This window comes from Cutibacterium sp. LaCa_286 (assembly GCF_057198075.1).
Map to the genome: position 1 here is coordinate 61,175 of NZ_CP191091.1, position 18,954 is coordinate 80,128.

Below are 18,954 nucleotides of genomic sequence, written 5' to 3' on the forward strand. Positions count from 1 at the left end.
TAGACGAGGTGTGGCGATTCGGCATGGCGAGTCGACGAGGGACCTGGCGACGAGCAGTGGAGCTGATCGTCGAGGTGAGGTGGCCCCTCATTCGGTCCGGTCTCACTCAGTGCGTGCCAGCCCGTCATCGAGCACTCGGCCAAGGAGGGGACGGGTGCTCCACAGTCCCAACCGGACCATGCCGGCTCCCAGCAGAATGGTGCCCACGGTGGTGATCACCGCAACCGGCCTGGCGAGCAGTGCCATGCCCACCAGGGGGATGAGCAGCAGTCCGGTGGCGATGAGGCCGATGGCCATGGCGAATCGCATCGGCGACAGGACTGTGATGCGTCGTGCCTTGTCCTGGGCCGTCAGATCCATTCCGACGACGTCCAGTCCCACCTCGACCTGGCGACGATCGAGGATTGCGGCAGCCTGATTGACCCCCACCGAGCAGGCAACCGTGGCGAAGGCGAACAGGATGAGCAACATGACGCCGGTCTGCACGTCTCGGCCGATGGTGCGGGCGACCTCGTCGGCGTCGGGTCCGGTGCCGAACAGCTGCATGAAGGCCGCACCCGTGCCTCCGAACATTCCCACCACGCACACCGCACCCAGCGAGGCCACCTGGGTCCAGGCGGCGCGTGGATTCTCCAGAACCTGACGGGCGGCGATGAGCTCGGTCGCGTTCCTGGCCTTGCGCAGTCGGTGAGTGAACCACATGGACAGCAGTTTCGGCCCGATGATGTTGGCGATCTCCACGACGATGGTGAGGAAGGCGATGACGAAGATGTACCCGCCGATGGTGCCAGCCTGGCTTCCGAGGAAACCCAGAATCTTCCGGGAGAAGACGATGAGCAGCAGCATGATGCCACCGACGACCAGTCGGACCCACGAGACCGACGTCGGCTGGCTGCGCATCCGTACTCCCAGCGGTGAGACGTCGACCCGGCGCAGTCCGATGGCAGAACTCGTGAGGGCGAGCAGCACCAGAGCCGCGATGACCCCGATCACGGGGACGGGGCCGAGCAGCACCGAACGTGCTCCGATGACCTCACCGTTGAACGACAACCGCCCCAGGGCTGGAACGCAGAGCAGGTATCCCAGGATGCCGAGGATCGCACCGGTGAGGGCCTGCAGCCCGGCCTCGGCCAGGGTCATCACTCGTAGCAGATGCGCCGACGCCCCGATGAGTCTCAACGACGACAGTCGATCGTCCCGGCGTCTTGCCGACAGCTTCGCTGCCGAGGAGGCCAGCGTCATGAGGGGAAGTATCAGCAGTACCACGGCGATCGTCGAGGTCACCCGGTAGAAAGCGGCATTGTCCCCGTGGATGTGCCACATCATCACGGCCCCACCGGTGACGTCGAGGATGATCGTCGAGATGACGGCGAAAGCGATCACGGGCAGCCGCCAGGTGGAGCGATCGGAGATCGAGGCGCGCAGGGTCATGGCGAGGATCTGCCGAGTCGCTGGACGCCTGGGTCCGACCTTCAGCGGTTCGGGGACGGTGATCGTCGGGTTCGGCTGCTCGACGGCAGCAGACGTGGACGTCATGGTCACCACCTTCCATTGGGTTGACGCAGCTCGTCGGAGACGATCCGGCCATCCTGCAGCCCCACGATGCGTTGGCAGCGCCGGGCGACGTCCTCGTCGTGGGTGACGACGACAAGGGTGCGTCCGCGTCCGGTGGTGGCCGCGAGCAGGATGGACATCACCTCGATGGCGGTGGCCGAGTCGAGGGCCCCGGTGGGCTCGTCGGCGAAGACGATCGCTGGGTTGATCACCTGCGACCTCGCAATGGCGACTCGCTGTGCCTGGCCCCCGGAGAGCTGACCGATGCGGCGCTCCTCCATGCCAGCCAACCCCATGGAGCTGAGCCACTGGGCAGCATGGCGGATGGCCTCGTCCTTCGGTGTGCCATTGAGCATGAGGGGCAGTGCCGTGTTCTCCACGGCAGTGAGCTCGGGGACGAGCATGCCCTGCTGGAAGACGAACCCGAGGGATTCACGTCGCAGTCCGGCACGGTCCTCGGTGGTGAGGGACTCGACGTTGACGGTACGTCTGGGCAGGTTCAGTTCGATGCTGCCGGAATCGGGGGAGAGGATCCCCGACAGGCAGTGCAACAGGGTGGTCTTGCCCGAGCCAGACGGTCCCATGACGGCGACCGACTGACCAGCGGGGATGGTGAGGTCGACGTGGTCGAGGGCATGGGTGGAGCCATAGGTCTTCGTCAGCGCCTGGGTGCGTAGCTGGGCACCGGGGGTGATGTCGGTCGGGGGAGCGTCTTGGTGCGGTGTCGTCAGCATGGCATCCACTGTGCTGCGCGATCTCGTGGTGCACATCGTGCAGGTGGACGAGATTGCCGTCATGCTGCGGTAGGAGAAAGCTCAAGCGGTCGGGAAGCTGCGGAAGTTTCGTCATGGGCATCCGTTTTCCGTGGAGAGCTTCCGGGGATCCATGGGTGCTACCGCTGTGGGTGGCAGGTGGGGTCGATGGCAACATCATTGCCACACGTCGGCGATCTCCCTCAGCTGCTCAGGGATGACTCGGAGGAATGGGTGATCGGTTCAAGTGGTTTCGGCCTCTGCTACTGTCATGAGTTGGCAGTAGGCACCTACTGTCAACTCACCTCGATGCCGGGATTGGCGAAAAATGGAGAAGAGAATCGCGATAGCAGTTGCTGCCATCTCTCTGGGGAGCACAACTCTCACGATTGCAGCGCATGCCGATGCTGCTCCTTCCTCGCACTGCAGCAGCTCCAGGGAAAAGGTCGTGCTCAGCTGTCAGCCTGATCAGGCCCATGCTCAGACCACCTGCAACCCACTTCAGGCTGGTCACAAGTTCAAGGCAATCCTCACCTCGAATACATTTCCCAACGCTGTCAGCGAATGGCGCACGACGGCCGGAACTGTGAAGACGGGGACCCGTCCGTGGGCTGGCTCCACGGGCTGACGTACAGACTGCAAAGATCTGAAACTCACGCATCCCGGACAGTCCTCAGTGGACGTTCGAAAATTTTAGGGGAAAGCCATCCATGCTAGAAGTACGTAACTTGACAGTTACCTATCCAGGGTCAGAACGTCCTGTCCTTGACCATGTGGATCTCGACTTCCCAATCGGGACAACAGCCGTGGTTGGACCAAGTGGCAGTGGAAAGTCCACACTTTTTTCTGCACTCCTGGGCATGGTGAAGGTTCGGTCTGGAAGGCTGTTCCTTGAAGGGAAGGAACTCCCAGAGAAGCGTTCCCAAAGATTCTCCGTAGTACATCAAGACTACAGGTTGGTGCCGTTTTTGACGGTACTCGAGAACATTCGACTATCCTGTGAACTGCACAATGTGGATGTCTCTGGGTCACGATTGGATACACTGCTGTCAATGGTAGGTCTCCAAGACTTTGAGGACCGCAGAATTCAGACACTATCCGGAGGCGAGAAACAGCGTGTTGCCATCTCACGCGCCCTCGCCTCCTCACCCTCAGTTCTCCTGGCCGATGAGCCAACAGGTGCTCTAGATCGGAAGAACTCCGACAATGTCTCTCATCTGCTTCGCGAAATCTCGAAGACCTCAAGAATACCGGTGGTTCTCGCCACGCACGATGAAAAGGTGGCATCTGTTGCTGATCAACTGATACGCCTTGTGGGTGACGGATCCGCAGTAGTGGAGAAAGACCTTCCGGCATGAGTGTCTCCCGTAAGATCCCCATCCTCTATTGTCGTCGACAACTACGCGATTGGATTCCAACCTGCGTAGTGATCGTGCTGTTCTGCGCCGCAGTATTCCTGATCACCTCCATGCATGCGCACTTCACCCAAGCTCTGAACGCGAGTGTCTCTGCATCGCAAGGTGGGTATCGATATGCCATGGCCGGAGCGACCAAGGATCAGGAGGAGGTGGCTCGCCGAAGTGGCTACACTCCAGTCTTGGACGAGAGCCTTCGCGTCACAGGGCATGACTCCGTTTCAACTGCCATTGTGCGGACCACTGTGCACGGGGGTAAGACGCCTGGGATTCTTACAAAAGGATCCTTCCCCTCCAGTGGAGGAGAAATTGCGGTATCCATTCACTTGGCTCAATCCCTGAATGTGCAGATCGGAGACACGGTCTCCGTTGGATCTGGTTCCACGTCATTGCTTCGGATCAGTGGTCTCATCGTTCAACCGCTGAGCCCAGAGCTGGACTTTGCCAGCCGGACGGTTCCCGCTGAGCTTCCGCATGCCCCCACACTTTGGTTGGGGGATTCGACGCCCAAGACCATCGATTCGGCGAATCCCCCACAAGTTACTACCATCGGCGATGATTTTGGCGACCAGAATGCCAACCCCATCTACGGGATACTAAGCAACCTGCTGTCCCTGCGCTGGGTTTTACTAGTACTTGGAAGCGGTCTGATCATACTTTTCGATGTGGCTCTCCGGCGGAGTTCTCAACCAATAATTGATGGATTGAGCGCTGCGGGAATGTCGCAATCAAAAGCATGGAGTTCACTCCACGGTGCGTTGTTCCTTCCCAGGGCGATGGCTCTGCTCATTGGCGGACTAATTGTATACGGGTTGCAGCCAATTTATGTTCAGAAGTTAGGTGTATTCTTTGGCGAGTACTGGAGTCCAGTACTTCCCGAACTGACTGAGTTGCTTCTTGTTTTCTTCTTCTTGGCGCTGATCCCCTGCTGGTGTCTCTGATCTCAGCACAACTAGCCGAGCACCGATCTGGACGCATGAAGAAAGTGAGGCGCTCACTGGACCTGGAAAATAATTTGCTCCGTATTGGGGGTGCAGTTGGTGCGCTTTCTGGAGCATTGATGGTCTACATGGGGATTTCAATCTTATGTGGTAGACTCCCCTTTGTTCCAGTTGGTGCGGCAATGCCTCTGGGGGTTTTGTCACTCCTCACGATTCCTTGGTTGGATGCCCATATCAGAACTGTGGGGTTGAACCCGATCACAGCGAAATTCGCGAGAACAACATCACGTCGTCGCCGCATCTCTGGGTTACTCGTCGGGTTTCTCTTGTTTGGATCATTCTCCTGGGTTCTTGCGATGGAACGAACCGCTTCAGACAATACAACATCCGATGCCACATCGAACGTGTTGCAAGTCGTAGGCGTTCCAGATTCAGAGTTTGATTTGATCCAATCAAGTTATTCTCAGATCTCCAATGCCCCGCCCAAAAAATATGCAATGTTGGCAGGGCATGATGGCGAGCAGGTGCTGGCGATATCAGAGGACTTTGCGACATGCTGGAAAAAGAGCAACAAAGCACCTGAGCAGCGTCTTGAAGAGTGTGGAGACGATTCTCCTACCACTGTCGTGCTGGACAATGCGTCAGTGAACCGAGTGCTCCCGCCGAGCAACTTCACCGGACGAAAATTCAGTGTCGCTGTCGTCAATGACGCAGGAATGATCAAAAAACTTCAGCCTGCTACCGTGACTCCAGGAAGTAGACTGGAAGCAGATGTTGCATCTGTGGTTCTTGTTGGATCGAAAACCCCGGCTGGGAAGTACCTTTCCCCACTGCGATCAAGACTTCTTTTTGTCGCCCTTCCGGGGTATATGAATCTTGACTCGAGGAAGCAGTCCCTGATGCGTTCCATACTTCTCATGTCAACACCAACGGCTTTTCCTCAATCGAATTCAAACCCCGACGATGCCGTCATGCTCAGATCAATAGGGCTTGCTGTTGGTCTCACAACCGCACTCGTTGGGATAGTGGCGCAAACAATGATCAGCATTGGTGAAAGAGAATCTTTCGCCAATGAATTGCAGTGGGCTGACGAGTTCTCTGGTGGACAACTGGGTAGGCGGGAAAGAATCTCTGGAGTCCTCACGCTGATTGCTTGGACGATCATCGTGACTGGATCATCAGCATGGTGTACCTGGATCAGTCTGCCTCACAACGGGAATGGAATCAGCATGGTGATGCTCATCATCCCGATACTTCTAGCTGTCGTCTGCTCATTCATCTATTTCCTGACGTCAAAGATGAGAGCAGCGGTGTAGATAACTCGTCATGAGTCAGCTCGGCACAAGTGCTGGGTGCGCACCGGACACCTGGGGCGATGTCGGTCGGGGGAGCGTCTAGGCGCGGTGTCGTCGGCATGGCATCCACTGTGCTGCGCGATCTCGTGGTGCACATCGTGCAGGTGGACGAGATTGCCGTCATGTTGCGGTGGGAGAAAGCTCAAGCGGTCGGGAAGCTGCGGAAGTTTCGTCATGGACATCCGTTTTCTGTGGAGAACTCCCGAGGATCCATGGGTGCTACCACTGTGGGTGGCATGCGGGGTCGATGGCAACATCATTGCCACACGTCGATTCCAGGTTGTCTGGCGGGCAACAGTTCTGTGGCTCCAACGAGGGCTGAGGGTGGTCGCGCCAGGATCAGACGCTGGCCTGCAGCGCCGCCCGACCGGCTGGGCAGAAAGCTGGACTCAAAACTGCGGTGGCGGCGAGATGATCCTGGCCGCCGCCTGACTGCTGAAGCCATGATGGTGCCCACGTCGTGACGGCAACGATGGTGACGAGGGCGATGTCGGTGTGGTAATTCTGCGCGTGCGGCGCTGTGCTGCCACGCCGCTTTACACGCGCCTCTGGTTCGACCACATTTGCCACAGCTGGGCGAACCGGCCGTCACCGCAACGCAGCTGCTCGGGGGACCCGACCTCAACGATCCGGCCACCATCCATCACCGCGACCTCGTCGGCCATCGCCACCTGGGACAATCGGTGGGCCACGACCAGCGCAGTCCGGCCTGTCACGACCTCGGTGGCAGCCCGGTCCAGGACGGCCGCACCGGAGCTTCCCGCCTCCGCGGTGGCCTCATCAAGGATGATGATCGGAGGATCTGCCAGCAGGGCACGAGCCAGCGCGACCTGCTGGGCGCGCGCCGGTGACAGCCGAGTTCCCAGGCGACCCACCACGGTGTCGACTCCATCGGGAAGGTCGTCAACCCAGTCGGCACCGACCCTGGACAGGGCGTCCAGGACGGCCTCGCGCACCCGTTCGTCGGGCCAGTCCTCGGCCTGGACCGGCAGGCCCAGCGCCACGTCGTCAAGCAAGGTGCCCGAGAAGATGTGGATCTCCTGACTGACAAGCACCGTCCGGGCCGAGGCAGGCGTCATGGCGATCCTGCCCGACCGGGGCTCCAACAGACCGGCCACCAGAGCGGCCAGAGTGGACTTGCCCGCCCCCGACTCCCCGACGAGCACCGTCGTGTGACCGGCCGGAATCTCCAGATCCACCTGGTGCAGGACGTCTGGACCGTTCTGGTAGCTGAAACTCACCTGCTCCACCCGCACCGACGCAGGCCTTCGTGGGTGCTGCCGCGGGGGAGAGGGCTCGATCGGGGGCCGACTGAGTTCACGGCTCTGTTCTTTCCGCAGAGCTGGGTCGTAGGTGCTGTGATCGTGATGGATCGATTCTTCTCTGGTCTCCGTCGGTATTGCGGGCCGGGCATGATCCGTCGACCCGGGTTCACCACGTCCCTGTGACCCGGGTCCAACATGGCCGTGCGCCTCGAGTACAGCCTGTTTCGAAGTTGCAGGCTCCTCGGTGCGCAGACAGATCACCCCGACCACCCGCTGCAGACACACCCAGGCGGCCTGCAGATTGTTGAGGAACATCAGCAGGAACCGCACCGGGGAGAACAATCGGAGCAGCACCAGGACCGCTGTCGCAGCTGCGCCGACGCTCACCCGGTTCGTGGCGACGAGCAGATACCCCGTCCAGGCGACGCCGATGGTGGCCACTGCCTCACCGACGAGCAGCCGTACCACCAGGGTGTTGCCGAGGAATCGCCCACGCAGACTCCATCGCACGGCCTGCCACGACCCGTCGGCCACCGTGTGCGTGCGCAGGCCCTCCACGCCGAAGGCGCGCACCGCGTCCAGCCCGTGGATCGTCGACAGGATGTGTTGCGACTGGGTCGTCGAGGCTCGTCTCTCCGCCTGGTACACCGGCTGCGCAGTGCGCAGGAACTCCCGGATCGCCAACCCGTAGAGCACCCCAGCGAGCACCACGGGAATGAAGAAGGATGGATGCAGGCTTGCCAGCGCCCCCACCGACACGATCACCATGATCATGGTGTTGACGAGCCGTGGCAGCGCCCCGTTGGCGGCATCCCGCACCGCGGTGACGTCGTCGGAGGCTCGCGAGACGAGGTCGGCGGTGCCGGCCCCCTCCACCCGCTGCTGGTCCAGCCCCAGCCCGACCGCAATCATCTCCTCCCGCAGGCGGGTGACGATGGTCGTGAAGAAGGACGGCGTGAGCGCCTGGGCGGCGCCGTTGCAGATCCCCGAACCGACGACTGCAGCCCCCATCACCAAGGCCGGTGTGAGCAGCGCGGACGGCGATTGGCGGGTGCGCGCAGCATCGATGATCCACCCAGTGGCCATCGGCACCGCCAGATCGAGGATGGCTCCCAGCGCCACCACGACGATGGCGGCGACGAAGTATCTGCGCACCCCCGTCGAGGTCCGGTGGACCTCTCGGCGGACCTGCGCTGGGGTGGCCAGTGGCAACCAGTGCCGGGTGCTCATGACAACATCTCCCGGTAGCCGTCGTGACTCAACAGTTCCCGGTGCGGGGCACGAGCGACCAGGTGACCGTCGTCGTCGAACAGCACCACCTCGTCCATGCGGTCCAGCAGGGCGGGAGAGGTCGTGGTGATGAGAGTGGTGCGCCCAGCTCGTAGCTCACCCATCCGTTCGGCGATGGCGGCGGTGGTGGCGGCGTCGATGCTCGTGGTGGGGTCGATGAGAACCAGACCATCGGGGGCATGGATGAGGGCGCGGGCCAGGGCCAGCCGTTGCCGCTGGCCGCCCGAGACGTGCCGACCGCCCTCCCCGACGCCGGTCTGCAGCCCATGCGGCAACTCGGCGATGGTGGTGTCCAGGGCAGCCGCCCGTACGACGGCGTCCAACATGTCGTCCCTCGTGCTGCCCAACATGATGTTGGCCTGGACGGTGTCGTCGAACAGCTCCGGGGAGCGCGGTGCCACCAGCACCAGGGCACGTTTGCGAGCCGGACTCAGCTGGCTGGCCGGCACCCCGTTGAGGAGGGTGTGGGAACCATGCACGATGTCCTGTGCCAAGGCGTCACACACCTGTTGGGGGGCGACGATCCCCAGGTGCGCCCCGGGGGGCACGTCGAGCTGGAGGCTCGGGTCCTCGACCTGGACGTGCAGGTGCACCGGGGTGTGCAGTGGGTGGCTGTCAGAGTGTGTGGGGCTACCCGTCGGGTTGGCGTCGGGGAAACCATCCGGACTCTCGCCCGAGTTGATCCTCGAGTTCCCGTCGGGTCGGCCTGCGGGGGCAGAGCGCTCGCTGTCGTCGGGAGGAACCTGCCAGGCAGCCGGGCTGTCGTGCAGCTCGCAGAACCGATCCCCGGAGGCATGGGCGTTGGCAAGCATCGTCGCGGTGTCGACACCGAGAGCTCGCAACGGTGGTCCCAGGGTCTGGGCCAATCCCACCACGGTGACGAGGCCTCCGACGCTGATTCGCCCGTCCAGGGTGAGCCAGCCGGCCAGCACCGTCAGGACGGTGATGAACACTCCCACCGAGGCATTGACGGTGCCGGTGTAGACTCCCCTGACCCGGCGGGTGCGCAAGGTGGCTGCCAAACCCTCCCGGCTGACGACCCGGAACCTCACAGTGGCACGACGGGAGGCCGACAGCCCCTGGATGACTCGCAGCCCACTGGTGAGATCTGCCGCTGAACCGGCCACGGCAGCCTCGGCCCGCCGCTCTCGACGAGTGCTGCGCTTGACCGGCGCCACCCCCTTGACCGACAGCAGGATGAGCAGCGGAATGGTGCACACCGTCGCCAGTACCAGCCAGCCGTTGATGAGTGCCATCGCGATGAGCGACCCGAACAGGGTGACGACGTTGCCCGGTATGGACGCCAACGCGATGAAGGAACGGGAAACCGTCCGTACGTCGGTGACGAGGACGGACAGCAGGTCACCGGGAAGACGTGGTGGGCCCCCGATCCCCTCCGGGGCAATGATGCGTTCGAGGGCCTGCACCCGAAGGTCATGCTCACTCACCGCAGCCCCGACGTTGGTCTGCATCCGCGCCGTCTGGGCCGCCGCACGGACCACGTAGGCCAGCGCCACCAGGGCCAACCACCCGGCCAGGGCAGTCGCGTCACCAGCCACGACCCCGTCATCGATGGCGCGTCCCAGGGCCATCGGGACACCGATGTTCACCAAGCTGACGAGGGCCGATGCGATGGATCCGGGTCGCAGCCAGTGTCGTCCGTCATGAGCCATGCGCCGGATCAGGGCACGACCGTCGTGGGTCTGGCTCGTGTCGATGAGGGGATCGTCGATGGCCGGCGAGGTCTGCCCGGGGATGCGGGGCAGCCACCGTATTCTCGGGTGCCAGGAACGGTGCGGGGAGCGAATCACACTGCTCCCGGACCATCGGATGAACTGCCGACCGCACTCGCGTCACTGACGCAGCCCACGCTCCCCACTGGCTCGAGGTGAGTGCAGTGTCCGGGATCCATGGTTTCCACGGGCCTCATCAGCTCCTCTGCTCCCAAGGAGTTGCCGGCCCCAGCGACCCCACGGATTCCAGGGGACGCCGTCTCATGCGGTGTGGCAGCACCAGCCGGGCTGCCCGGGCGAGGTCGTCGGTGGAGATCTGGGTGCGTCCCTGCCAAGCTGCCAGGGTGCGGGCCGCCCGTACCATCATGATGTCGGCTCGGTGGCCGTCGACGTGGGCGTCGAGGCAGGTGCGCGACACCGTCATGAGGGTCTCGTCGTCAATGACCACCTGATCGACGAGGTCACTGGCCCGTGTGATTCGTTCGCTCATCTCGTGGCTGGCTTCCTCCCACGTGCGTGTGAATCCTGCCGGGTCGTCCTCGAAGGCCAGCCGGCGCCGGATGACCTCGACACGCTGGTCGAGATCGTCCTCCCCGCCGACGGTGACACACAGTCCGAACCGGTCGAGCAGTTGGGGGCGCAGCTCGCCCTCCTCGGGATTCATGGTACCGACCAAGGTGAATCTCGCCGGATGGGTGACACTGATTCCCTCCCGCTCGACGGTGTTGACGCCCATCGCGGCGGAGTCCAGCAGCAGGTCGACGACGTGATCGTCGAGCAGGTTCACCTCGTCGACGTAGAGGATCGCCCGGTGGGCCGCAGCCAGCAGACCGGGCTCGAAGCGACGTCGTCCCTCCCGCAGGGCAGTCTCCATGTCGAGGGTCCCGGTGACGCGGTCCTCGGTGGCCCCCACCGGTAGTTCGACGACGGGCACCTGGACGGTACGCGGCTCGGGCATGGTCGCTGGCAGGTCGAGTCCCTCGGCGTGGGCCGAGTACTCCTCGGGGGACAGGTGGTAGGCACCGGAAACCTCCCGGTGCTGCGGGAGCAGGGCTGCCAGACCGCGGACTGCGGTGGACTTGGCGGTGCCCTTCTCGCCGCGGATGAGCACCCCGGACAGGTCGGGGCTGATGGTGGCGAGGATGAGAGCGAGTTTCATCTCCTCCTGTCCGACGATGGCGCAGAACGGGTAGACGGGACGTGGTGCCATGTCAGCAGTCCTTTCGGGGAGCAGTGGGGTCGAGTTGGCAGACGACGTTGACGAGGTCGTCGGCGCGCAGGTCGTCGATGTGCAGGCACGGCCCGCCCAACGCGGCGGCGATGTCGCGAGCACGGGACAACCGGATGCCGCGTGGATCCTCGGTGTCGATGACGACCCAGCTGAGACGTCGGTCGGCACCGATCTCGGTTGCCAACGCGATTGCCTCGTCGGTGGCTCGACCGTTGGGTCGTGCGTCCAGACCGACGTTGCCGCGCCCGTCGGTGACGAGCACCAGGAGCGGCCGTAGCCCGGGATCCTTGAGCAGCAGCGGGCGAACCACCTCACAGGCCTTGACCAGTCCAGCTGCCAGTGGGGTGCGCCCGCCGACGGGCAGCTCGGCGAGGCAGCGCTGGGCCACCTCCACCGAGGAGGTCACCGGGACCAGCACCTCGGCCCGGTCCCGACGAAACCCGATGAGGCAGACCCGGTCACGTTTGACGTAGGCGTCCAGCAGCAGGGAGAGGACTGCCCCCTTCGACGCGGTCATCCGGCCACGTGACCCCATCGACCCTGAGGAGTCGACGACGAGGATCACGCAGGAGCCAGCTCGACCGACCCGCACCTTGGCACGCCAGTCGACGGGTTCGATGCGAATCGCCCCGCTGGAGGGCGTCTTGCCCGAGCGGTGCGGGCCGGTCCGCCGCGACTTCTGGTGGATCGCTGCGGCTCGCAGGGTGGCGTCCAGGGCGAGATCGTCGGGACGGTCGGTGGGGCGGGACGAGACGTAACGGCCGCGACGGCCCTCGCTACGGGTGCGCAGGCGTCGCCCCGAAGCTCGCCGGGAGAGGCGATCCTGCTCGGGTTCCAGGGGGCGCACGGCGAATGCCTCCCCCAGGGCGGCCACCTGGTCGCTGCCGGGGGATGGGTTCTTGGTGCTGTCGCGATCCGCGTCGCGCTGGCCCTCGGACTGCTGATTCCCGCCTGCCAGATCGTCACCGGGGTCGCTGTCCTCGGCGTTGCCGTGGTCATCGTGCGCGTGATCGCCCGGTGTGCCACCTGAGGTGGCAGCATCGTCGTTCCCATGCAGATTTTCCACGCCTGGGTCGGGGCCCTGCTCCGAGTTCTGAGGTGGATCGGACCCCTCGGGGGTGGAATCAGGATTGCGGGAGGGGTCCTCGGGCCGGTCCGGACGGTTCTCGGGGTGCTGGTCTCGCGGTGGGGGAGGGTCAGCCGGCGTCTCGTCACGTCGGCGGTGTCGCAGCACCATCTCGCTGACCGCCAACACGTCGTCCTCGGTGGCAGTCCTGCGGCCGGCCAGGGCAGCATGGGCACGAGTGGCCTCTGCCATGACGACGTCGCCCCGGTGCCCGGCGACGTGGTTGTGTCGGCACAGCGAGCAGATGAGCTCGGTGACGGTGCGGTTCAGCGCGATCTGGTCGACGATGCGCTGTGCCCTGCCGATGGCCGCGGTCTGACGTTCCTGGTCGTCCTGCCAACGGCGTGCGAACCCAGTTGGGTCGGCGTCGTGGTCGAGACGACGACGGATGATCTCGGCGCGGGTGTCCGGGTCCGACTCGCCGTGCACCTCGACGCACAGTCCGAACCGGTCCAGCAACTGGGGGCGCAGCGCACCTTCCTCCGGGTTCATGGTCCCGACTAGGACGAAGCGGCTTGCCAGGATGGCTGTCAGGCCCTCCCGCTCCACCCGGAGTGTGCCGGCGCAGGCGTCGATGACCAGGTCGACGAGATGGTCGTCGAGCAGGTTGACCTCGTCGACGTAGAGCACCCCACCGTCGACCTCACTGAGCAACCCGGGCTGCAGCACTGGACGACCGGTGGCCAGGGTGGCCTCGAGATCCAGCCCACCGACGAGACGGTCCTCGGTGGTCCCCAGCGCCAGGGTGCGCATCACCCGACCGGGAAGCAACTCGGCCAAGCCACGGACCACCGTCGACTTGGCCGTCCCCTTCTCCCCGCTGAGCAGCACCCCGCCAATACGAGGATTGACGGCGCACAGCAGCAGGGCGCTCCTGGCCTCGTCCTGCCCGACGACGGCGGTGAACGGGTAGATCATCGGAACAGACGTCATCGGTTCAACCTCAGTGAGGTGAGGTTCAGCGCGGCAAGGTCCAAGCCCCCGTCGGAGGTTTTTGGTGGGGCAGTCTCGGCCGGGCTGGTGGTGCTCGTCGAGCCCTGGGAGTCTCCGGTGCCGGTGGTATCCCTAGAGCTGATGGGGTTCCTGGGGCTGATGGGGGCGTCGGGGGTGCCGCCGGTGCCCGAGCACGGGTCGTCGGAGACCTCCTCGATGGTCCCCTCGATGTCGGCGTAGGTGTCCTGCAACTCCTCGACGGTGCCCGGGTCGGCCTGCCAGATGTTGCGCTGGGCGGCGTCAAGGAGCTTGTCCACGATGTTGTGCAGGGCGTGCGGGTTGACCTCGTGGAACCACTCCTGCATCGCCGGGTCGAGGGCATAACGACGCGCCACCTTCTCCCACAGGCCGTCGTCGACGACGTCGGCGGTGGCGTCCCAGCCGATGAGGATGTCGAGCACCTTGGACAGGTCCCCGGCCCCCTTGTACCCGTGGCGCTGCAGACCCTCGATCCACGACGGGTTGAGGATTCGGGAGCGCAGGATGATCCGGGCCTCCTGCGTGGTGGTGCGTGTGGCGATCCGGGCGGGATCGGAGGAGTCACCCACGAACGACATCGGTGCCTCACCGCGCACCGTCGTCGCAGCGGCGATGAGCCCGCCGTAGTAGTTGTAGAAGTCGGTGCAGCTGAGCATGTCGTACTCGCGGGTGTCCTCATTCTTGACGGTGACGTCCATCCGCGACAACGCAGCGGTGAATCTCTCGGTCTCGACGTCCCCGAACACCCCCTCGCCGTAGGCGTGGGAGGAGGCCGCGATGTAGGCCCGACCCAGATCGGCCTTGTCCTGCCACGCCTTGGTCTCGATGAGTTCCTCCACACCGGCGCCGTATCCGCCGGGTGGGCAACCGAAGACCCGCAGCGTCGCCTTGCGGCGAGCCTGCCCGACGTCGATCCCGCGAGCGATCATGTCGGCGACGTCGGCCTTGACGTGGGCACGCAGCATGTTGTCGTCGCCATCCTCCGGCAGGGCGGCGATCATCCGAACCGCCCGGTCGACCATCTCGACGAGGTTGGGGAAGGCGTCCCGGAACAACCCGGAGATGCGCGGGGAGACGTCGATGCGAGGACGTCCCAGTTCATCCGGGTCGATGATCTGCAACCCGCTGACAAGGCCTGATGACTCCCAGACCGGGCGCACCCCCATGAGGTACAGGATCTCGGCGATGTCGGCCCCGCCGCTGCGCATGTTGGCCGTTCCCCACACCACGACACCGACGGTGCGCGGCCACGGCTGGTCGGGGTGGGCCTCGGCGTACCCGGCCAGCAGCTGCTCGGCGAGCTCGACCCCCTCTCGCCAACCGGTTGGCGTCGGCATGGTCTCGGGGTCGAGGGAGAAGAAGTTCCGTCCGGTCGGCAGGATGTGGGCGTTGCCACGGCTGGGCGCTCCCGACGGTCCGGGGGAGACGAATCCACCGTCCAGGGCCGTCATGATCGACTCGATCTCGTCGGTCGTGGCGTCCAGGCGCGGCATGAGGTCGGTGGCGACCCAGGTGAGGGTCTCGACGACGTCACCCCGTTCGGCACCGAGCTGTTCTCGGCACAGCTGGGCAGCCAGGTCGTGGGCCCCTTCGGTGTCGAAGCATCCACCGTGGTGACAGGCGACGACTGGGGCCAGCAGGTCGACGCACTGCCGGTGAGTGGCCTCGATGATCTCGCGTCCGGTGAGCCCGTCGGGCAGGTCAGCGGTGACGGTGACCGGCTCGCCCGCCTTGGCACTGACCTCGTCGAGACTCGTCCCCCAGGCATCCAGCACCGCCTCGCGCAGCGACGGCACCTGCCCGTTGGGTTGACGGGTGAGCTGGGCGACGTACTCCACCTCGGCCGCGGCGGGGTCGTCCTGGCCGGCGACGAGCTGTCCGAGGACGTGCAGACCGTCGGAGATCTCGCGATCCTGCAGCTCGAGCAGGTGGTGATTGACCTTGTCGAGCAGCTCGGCGGGGTCTGAGTCGACGTCACCTGCGGTCAGGCCCAGATCGGTGTCCAAGCCGGCCTCGACGACGGCGTCCCACACCTGCTCGGCGACGAGGCGGGCGCGCTGCGGGCTCTGTGACTGCGCCCCGGCATGCTCGCGCAGGATGCGGTCGATCTCGGCGGTGGAGTCGTACAGGTCGGCTTGACGCATGGGTGGGGTGAGATGGTCGACGAGGGCGGCGGCACTGCGCCTCTTGGCCTGAGTGCCCTCGCCGGGGTTGTTGATGATGTAGGGGTAGATGTTGACCATCCGATCCAGGGCGAGCTCCGGGTAGCACTCCTCGGACAGGCCCAGCCCCTTGCCGGGAAGCCATTCCAGACTGCCGTGGGTGCCCACATGGATGACGGCGTCGGCCTTGAAGACGTCACGGATCCAGCGGTAGTGGGCCAGGTAGTGGTGCGGGGGAGGCAGCACCGGGTCGTGGATGGCAGAGTCCGTGACGGCCTCGAACGTCCCGCGCGGCGGCTGGATCGTCAGCAACACGTTGCCGTCGAGGTGACCGGCGAAGGAGAACTCGTCGTCGTGGACGAAGAGGGTGCCCGGATGCGGCCCCCAGTTGCGGTCCATGCACTCCCGCACGGAGTCCGGCAGCCCCCGGTACCAGGGACGCGAGATTTCCAGATCGGCGTGGGCCTCGGCCCTCTCGTGCATCTGCTCGGGGGTGAGCCAGCGCTGGTCGCAGGTCAGGCACGACAACAGCGCCTGGGCGATGTCGTCGCCGGTCTCGAACTGTTCCGGGACGTCGTACCCCTCGTCGGCCATCCGGATGAGCAGCTGACGCACCGACTCGAAGGTGTCCAGACCGGAGGCACAGCCGATGCGATCATTGCGTGGCGGGTGGTGATGGAAGACGATCGCCACCTTGCGCTGATCGGCTGGGGTGCGAGCCAGCCGGGCCCAGGACAGGGCCAGCTCTGCCATCGCCTGCGCCCGGCCCGGGACCGGGACCATGCGGGGCACGACGGCTCCGGTGAGGTCGTCAACGGTGTCAACCTCCCGGGTGGCCAGGAACTTGGTGATGAGGGCGCCGTCGAACTCCGGCTGCGCGGCCTGGGTGGCGACGTCCATCGACCCCATGCCCTGGGCGGTGGCCTGCCAGGCAGCTCGTGGGGCGTAGGAGGTGAGGGCGTGCAGCACACTCACCCCCAGATTCGGGTAGGCGTCGGCATTGGCGGGCACGCCAGCCGTCATGGACATCCCGTGGACGTCGACCAGGGTGTCGACGACACATCGGCCCTCGTCGTCACGCAACAGATTCTCCAGAACCTGCGCCATGCCGGGGTTGCCGCGTCGCGCGTCGGGCAGCCGCAGGCAGAAGAACGGCACCGTGTTGGCGTCGAGCTCCTCAACGGCAGTGACGAGGGCCTCGATGTGGGCCGTGTTGTGCTCCAGCCAGTAGCTGCGTGGGAAGGTGATGCCGACGGTGGGTCGGTCGGGGTTCAGGTGCTGCCGATACTCGGCGAGGCTGGTGAACAGGCCGTGACGCGGATGCCAGATTCCCTCGGTGGGGGCGGGGACGACGTCGGGGATCGGGGCCGAGCCTCCGTGTACCCGGTCGACGAGGACTCGCAGTGCCGACTCGACGTTGACCGGACCGTTCATCCCCAGCAGCCCGACAAGGCCCTGCCAGGTGCCGTCGTCCAGGCCACTGGCCCAGTCCTGGGCGGCCAGCAGCCCGTCATCGTCCCCGGAGGTGGGTTGGACGTGGATCCACGGCAGCGAAAGTCCGCGGGAGCGGCGGCCCTGCCAGGCCTCGACGAGGTCCGACCATGCCGGGCAGGAGGCCGTCCCACCGTGGAGACTCAGCACGACGGCGTCACTGCGAGCGGCTGCTCGGGCGAAGGCACGGGACAACTCCGGATCGAGGAGTTGGTCCTTGGTGCGGCCGAAGAGGGTGACGTCGAGGCCGTCGGCACGCATCCGAGCCAGGGCCTGGCTGACGAGGGTGAGTTCCCCTCCGGTGGCTGAGAAGAAGCACAGGGTGGTCATGACGCGATCTCCAGACGGGCAAGGGTGTCGTCGATGAGGCAGGTGAGCGGGGTGTGACGGTGTTCCGGGTCGGCCAACGCATTCGCCTCCACCCGGGACGGGCAGTCGCCGGGGCACCGGTCTGCCAGGGCGCAGCGATGACACGGTCCGCGCAACGTGTGGACATCGTGCGCGAAACGACGCCTCAAGCCATCCCAGTCGACGTCGTCGATGGTTCCGACCCGGGACGCCACGTCTCCGACGGCCTGGGAACAGGGGTAGACGCTCCCGTCGGGAGCCACCGCCAAGGATTCGCCGACCGCCGCATGACAGTACGGTCGGTTCGGCATTGCCAGTGGCAGAAGTGTTCGCCCGGACGGGTCGACCACGTCTGCGTGGCAGTTGACGTCGTTACGAACAGGATTGCCACGAGGGCTCGACGTGCCGGTGTGGCTCGAATCGTCGGCGGGTGTTGGTGTGCGGATGCAGCAGGGGTATGTGGATCGGATCCGGGACGTTTCCCCGGTGGCTGGTGGACGCGGTTGTCCTGGCCCGGGGCGAGTGGGACCGCTTGGCGCGTGACGCAGCGCTGCCCGAACGGTCTCCAGCTCACGCCAGCGCAACGGGTCGGTCCGCATCGCGTTGACCTGCGCGAGGCATCGGTGCAGGGCGGTGACCCCCGCGACGACGGCCTCCTCGGACGGCACCAGATCTTCCCGACCTGCAGCGCTGCCGATCGGCACCAACGGGTCCAGGCCGAACCCGGTGACATTGGGAAGTCCGCCCAGGGTGACCGCCAGCTCACCCAGGTGGTCGACGTTGAGGGCCGAGAGCACCGTCGTCACTCGCACCGGGACATCGGCTCGAGCCAGCTCAAGCAGGCCCCGGAAGGTCGAGGCTGCCGACCCACGCGCCTGCTCCTGCACCTGTGGCGGCCCGTCAAGGCTCACCCCGACACGCACCCGATGGCGTCTCAGCATGGCTACCATGTCGCCATCGAGGTGGGTGGCATTGGTCTGTATGCCGCAGGTGACCCGCCCGCCTCGAATGGCTGCGACCCGGCGGGCGACGTGCTCGACGAGGTCCGGCACCAGGGTCGGCTCCCCGCCGGCCAGCTGGACGTGGGCAGGCCGACCGGTGCCGCGCACGCCATCGGCGACGAGATCCAGTGCCGCGTCCGCCACCTCAAGGCTCATCCGGCCGCCCCGGCGGTTTCGTCGGTAGCAGTAGGGGCAGGCGAGGTCACAGGCGGCGGTGGGCCACAGCACGAGGTAGCGGACGGTCATGACCGACTCTTTGCGTCTGGTGGGTCTGCGTCCATTCGATGAGCCGTGGAACGTCCCGGGTCGGGGGCGGTG

Annotated in this window: 11 protein-coding genes; 3 read left to right on the plus strand and 8 right to left on the minus strand. The window is 65.1% G+C overall.

What is annotated here, in order from left to right:
- Positions 1-102: 102 nt before the first annotated feature.
- Together ACP8JZ_RS00250 and ACP8JZ_RS00255 are read right to left on the minus strand one after the other, a co-directional pair.
- Positions 103-1,545: an ABC transporter permease gene (locus ACP8JZ_RS00250; RefSeq protein ID WP_484482481.1), complete on the minus strand. Its 1,443-nt coding sequence runs from the start codon at positions 1,543-1,545 to the stop codon at positions 103-105.
- Positions 1,539-2,288 (minus strand): ABC transporter ATP-binding protein, encoded by a 750-nt coding sequence (locus ACP8JZ_RS00255; protein WP_308613485.1) that lies wholly within the window; start codon positions 2,286-2,288, stop codon positions 1,539-1,541. The genes ACP8JZ_RS00250 and ACP8JZ_RS00255 overlap by 7 nt, the downstream gene beginning before the upstream one ends.
- 791 nt (positions 2,289-3,079) lie before the next feature.
- Here ACP8JZ_RS00255 and ACP8JZ_RS00260 point away from each other — a divergent pair.
- The 3 genes from ACP8JZ_RS00260 to ACP8JZ_RS00270 are packed head-to-tail and all read left to right on the plus strand — an operon-like array spanning position 3,080 to position 5,978.
- Positions 3,080-3,664, plus strand: coding sequence for an ABC transporter ATP-binding protein (locus ACP8JZ_RS00260; RefSeq protein ID WP_161485339.1), 585 nt, complete (start codon positions 3,080-3,082; stop codon positions 3,662-3,664).
- A complete protein-coding gene (locus ACP8JZ_RS00265) occupies positions 3,661-4,662 on the plus strand; it encodes a hypothetical protein (protein ID WP_484482482.1) in 1,002 nt (333 codons plus the stop codon). The genes ACP8JZ_RS00260 and ACP8JZ_RS00265 overlap by 4 nt, the downstream gene beginning before the upstream one ends.
- A gap of 35 nt (positions 4,663-4,697) precedes the next feature.
- Positions 4,698-5,978 carry a hypothetical protein gene (locus ACP8JZ_RS00270; protein ID WP_484482483.1) on the plus strand — a complete coding sequence of 427 codons (1,281 nt, stop codon included), beginning with the start codon at positions 4,698-4,700 and terminating at the stop codon, positions 5,976-5,978.
- Positions 5,979-6,553: 575 nt separating this feature from the next.
- Here the strand turns inward: ACP8JZ_RS00270 and ACP8JZ_RS00275 are convergent.
- The 6 genes from ACP8JZ_RS00275 to ACP8JZ_RS00300 all read right to left on the minus strand — a co-directional run bounded on the left by ACP8JZ_RS00275 (position 6,554) and on the right by ACP8JZ_RS00300 (position 18,882).
- Complete coding sequence (locus ACP8JZ_RS00275; protein WP_484482484.1) at positions 6,554-8,512, minus strand: ABC transporter ATP-binding protein; 1,959 nt, start codon at positions 8,510-8,512, stop codon at positions 6,554-6,556.
- A complete protein-coding gene (locus ACP8JZ_RS00280; RefSeq protein WP_484482846.1) occupies positions 8,509-10,245 on the minus strand; it encodes an ABC transporter transmembrane domain-containing protein in 1,737 nt (578 codons plus the stop codon). Before ACP8JZ_RS00280 ends, ACP8JZ_RS00275 begins: the two co-directional genes overlap by 4 nt.
- A gap of 256 nt (positions 10,246-10,501) precedes the next feature.
- Positions 10,502-11,515 (minus strand): magnesium chelatase ATPase subunit I, encoded by a 1,014-nt coding sequence (locus tag ACP8JZ_RS00285; RefSeq protein WP_484482485.1) that lies wholly within the window; start codon positions 11,513-11,515, stop codon positions 10,502-10,504.
- A gap of 1 nt (position 11,516) precedes the next feature.
- On the minus strand, positions 11,517-13,580 hold the full coding sequence (locus ACP8JZ_RS00290) for a magnesium chelatase subunit D family protein (protein WP_306517452.1): 2,064 nt from the start codon (positions 13,578-13,580) through the stop codon (positions 11,517-11,519).
- An 11-nt stretch (positions 13,581-13,591) separates the two neighbouring features.
- Positions 13,592-17,617: a cobaltochelatase subunit CobN gene (gene cobN, locus ACP8JZ_RS00295; protein WP_306517435.1), complete on the minus strand. Its 4,026-nt coding sequence runs from the start codon at positions 17,615-17,617 to the stop codon at positions 13,592-13,594.
- Positions 17,614-18,882 carry a radical SAM/SPASM domain-containing protein gene (locus ACP8JZ_RS00300; RefSeq protein WP_306517436.1) on the minus strand — a complete coding sequence of 423 codons (1,269 nt, stop codon included), beginning with the start codon at positions 18,880-18,882 and terminating at the stop codon, positions 17,614-17,616. The genes cobN and ACP8JZ_RS00300 overlap by 4 nt, the downstream gene beginning before the upstream one ends.
- Positions 18,883-18,954: the final 72 nt, after the last annotated feature.

Coding starts and splice junctions, on each gene's coding strand:
- ACP8JZ_RS00255 (WP_308613485.1), bottom strand. CDS start 2,288: ATGCTGACGACACCGCACCAAGACGCTCCCCCGACCGACATCACCCCC.
- ACP8JZ_RS00265 (WP_484482482.1), top strand. CDS start 3,661: ATGAGTGTCTCCCGTAAGATCCCCATCCTCTATTGTCGTCGACAACTA.
- ACP8JZ_RS00270 (WP_484482483.1), top strand. CDS start 4,698: ATGAAGAAAGTGAGGCGCTCACTGGACCTGGAAAATAATTTGCTCCGT.
- ACP8JZ_RS00275 (WP_484482484.1), bottom strand. CDS start 8,512: ATGAGCACCCGGCACTGGTTGCCACTGGCCACCCCAGCGCAGGTCCGC.
- ACP8JZ_RS00280 (WP_484482846.1), bottom strand. CDS start 10,245: ATGGCTCATGACGGACGACACTGGCTGCGACCCGGATCCATCGCATCG.
- ACP8JZ_RS00285 (WP_484482485.1), bottom strand. CDS start 11,515: ATGGCACCACGTCCCGTCTACCCGTTCTGCGCCATCGTCGGACAGGAG.
- ACP8JZ_RS00290 (WP_306517452.1), bottom strand. CDS start 13,580: ATGATCTACCCGTTCACCGCCGTCGTCGGGCAGGACGAGGCCAGGAGC.
- cobN (WP_306517435.1), bottom strand. CDS start 17,617: ATGACCACCCTGTGCTTCTTCTCAGCCACCGGAGGGGAACTCACCCTC.
- ACP8JZ_RS00300 (WP_306517436.1), bottom strand. CDS start 18,882: ATGACCGTCCGCTACCTCGTGCTGTGGCCCACCGCCGCCTGTGACCTC.